Origin of the sequence: Mesorhizobium sp. M1295 (assembly GCF_040318135.1) — a bacterium.
Lineage (GTDB): Bacteria > Pseudomonadota > Alphaproteobacteria > Rhizobiales > Rhizobiaceae > Mesorhizobium.
Genome location: NZ_JAMYLU010000066.1, coordinates 1 through 2625 on the forward strand (window position 1 = coordinate 1; position 2625 = coordinate 2625).

Genomic DNA, 2625 nt, shown 5'->3' on the forward strand with positions numbered 1-2625 from the left:
GTCACCACCGTGCCATGGCCGCTCGCCTTCAGAGCAAGCGCCGTTCTCTCTCCAAAACTTTTTGCAGAACCTTCAGGACACTATCGATTGGCGAAAGCCGGCGCGAAAGCCGATCTCCCCCCTTGCGGGGGAGATGTCCGGCAGGACAGAGGGGGGTGGGAAGAAACTCGACGGATAAGATCAGCCGGGTTGCCGTTCAGCTTGCCTTGCCGCGACCCGGCGCATCGAAATGACGCGGCGGCGCCAGATCTCGGTGCGCATCGCCGTTAGGTGCAGCGCGAAGAACAGCACTGTGAAGCCGAGCGCCATCACCAGCAACGGCCACAACAGGCTTGGATCGATGGTCGGGCCGCCGAGCCGGAACACCGAAGCCGGCTGATGCAGCGTGTTCCACCAGTCGACCGAGAATTTGATGATCGGGATGTTGATGAAGCCTACCAGCGTTATGATGGCCGCGGCCCAGGCGGCGCGCCCGGCATCGTCGAGCGCGCGGGTCAGCGCGATGATGCCGAGATACATCAGGAACAGGATGAAGACCGAGGTCAGCCGCGCGTCCCACACCCACCAGGTGCCCCACATCGGCTTGCCCCAGATTGAACCGGTGATCAGCGCAAGGGCGGTGAAGACGGCACCGATGGGCGCCGCCGATTTCAGCGCCACGTCGGCCAGCGGATGGCGCCAGACCAGCGTGCCCAACGCCGAGATCGCCATCAGCGTGTAGCACATCATGGCAAGCCAGGCGAAAGGCACGTGGATATACATGATGCGCACGGTGATGCCTTGCTGGAAATCCTCAGGCGCCGTGAAGCTCATATAGAGACCGACAGCGAGGATGATGGCGGCCACGCTCGCCAACCACGGCACGACCTTGTCGACCAGCCCGACGAACCGCGTCGGGTTGGCAAGGTCCATCCAGCCGGAGAGGCGTGAAGTCGTGTCGCTCATGCGGCTTTACATAGACCGCCGGCGGAGTTGCGGCAACCACGGCGCCGGCGGTCTCTCCTTCTCCCCTTTGTGGGAGAAGGTGGATCGGCGCGTGGCTCCGAGCCGGATGACGGCTCATGTCGAGCCTGAATCAGAACTCATCGCAATATGAAAGCCGCCAGTCGGTAAGCAACCCGATCGGGGCGTTTGATCGCGCCGAAGTTGACGCCAAAAGCGGTCAAGCTGGAAGCGTCGAGCATTGGTCAAACGCTCGGCGGCAGACTTCAAACCTGCTGTCGGCAGTTGGTTGATGGGGCGTTGATCGCAAATTGCGAGGCGAAAGCCCGGATATAGGCGGGCCGTGCTTCCCCGCGCGCTACATAGGCAGCCAAGTTTTGATATTCGTCCAAAATGCCTGACATTCTTAGTCGCAGCAGCACTGATACCATCAATAGGTCGCCCGCGCTGAACGCATCATCGAGCCAGTCGGCGACGCCTAAGTGAGCCGAGAGTTTGTCCAGCCGAGCGCGAACACGGTCCTTTACCAACGGCAAGCGCTCCTCGCTCCAAGGCTTGTCACTTTCGAATATTCTTGCCGTCGTTAATTCCAGGATCGGCGGCTCGACGGTGTTAAGTGCGGCAAACATCCACGTGATCGCGCGTGCGCGGGCATCGCGATCCTTCGGGAGCAGGCCCGCATGCTGCTCGGCAAGATGAAAGACGATCGAGCCGGTCTCGAACAGCGAGAGAGAACCTTCCTCATAGGTGGGGATCTGGCCGAAGGGATGGATCGCCAGATGGTCAGGCGCCTTCATCCCTGCGAAGGAAACAAGACGAACCTCATAAGGCTGACCCACTTCTTCGAGCGCCCAGCGAACGCGCGTATCGCGCGCCAGTCCCTTGCCGCCATCGGGCGATCGTTCAAATGCTGTGATAGTGATTGTCATCGCATCCGTTTCCTTGCCTGGGCGAATTTCTTCGGCTTCCTATCGTGAGACGAATGAGCCTCCCCGAAATCGACATCGGTCTTGACCTATTTCATTGCTGGGCGCCGCTCCCGATCAGAGGTCGTGATAGCGCGATGGCCAATTCGGCGAGGCTGCGCGATGGCCAACTCCGCGAGGCCGCGCGTAGGGGCTGCCTTGTTACATTGTCCGCTTTTGCGAGCTTGCGCCCTGAACGCAGACCGAGGCCCTTCCGGTCAATCCCGATTTACGGATTCACATCCTGATCTGCAGTGCGCCTACATCTCCATTTTTGGATGCAGATTTGCGCCAAGCTGGAGATGCGGGATCTGGACGCCGTCTGCGACACAATTCGCCTACGTCCGCGATGAGAGCTTGCAGCCGTGGCGGCGACGCGGTCTCCCCATCTCCCCTGTGGGAGAAGGTGGGCGTAGCGCCGAGCCGGATGAGGGGTGCTGAACGGAGTGAGGCGCCAATGATCCTATCTGCCGTGCGCCGAAGTCCGGATTTTGGATGAAGATTTGCGCCAAGCTGGAGCACCCCTCATCCGACCTCGCTTCGCGAGGCCACCTTCTCCCCTTGTGGACCTGTTGCGCAGTCATGAGCAAAGCTTGCGGCGGCGGGGTTGCGGCGGTTGTTCGCTTGTTTGCGGGGGATTTGACGTCTTGTTTGGGGTTTCAGGCGGTCGTCCGACCCTGTATGGGCGGAACTCAGGCGCACCTATCCCGCGATAGCG

The 2625-nt window shown here is 61.0% G+C and carries 2 protein-coding genes; both read right to left on the minus strand.

The genetic code is table 11. The features are described from left to right. Nucleotides 1–180 precede the first annotated feature (180 nt). Nucleotides 181–945, minus strand: coding sequence for a heme ABC transporter permease (locus tag NKH29_RS32460; RefSeq protein WP_352792108.1), 765 nt, complete (start codon nucleotides 943–945; stop codon nucleotides 181–183). 263 nt (nucleotides 946–1208) lie between these two features. Beyond that, entirely contained in the window at nucleotides 1209–1871 is a 663-nt protein-coding gene (locus NKH29_RS32465; RefSeq protein WP_352640027.1) for a glutathione S-transferase family protein, read from the minus strand. Between the last annotated feature and the right edge of the window lie 754 nt (nucleotides 1872–2625).

What these genes read in the sequence shown, in the direction of transcription:
- NKH29_RS32460 (WP_352792108.1), bottom strand. Translation starts at nt 945, where the DNA reads ATGAGCGACACGACTTCACGCCTCTCCGGCTGGATGGACCTTGCCAAC.
- NKH29_RS32465 (WP_352640027.1), bottom strand. Translation starts at nt 1,871, where the DNA reads ATGACAATCACTATCACAGCATTTGAACGATCGCCCGATGGCGGCAAG.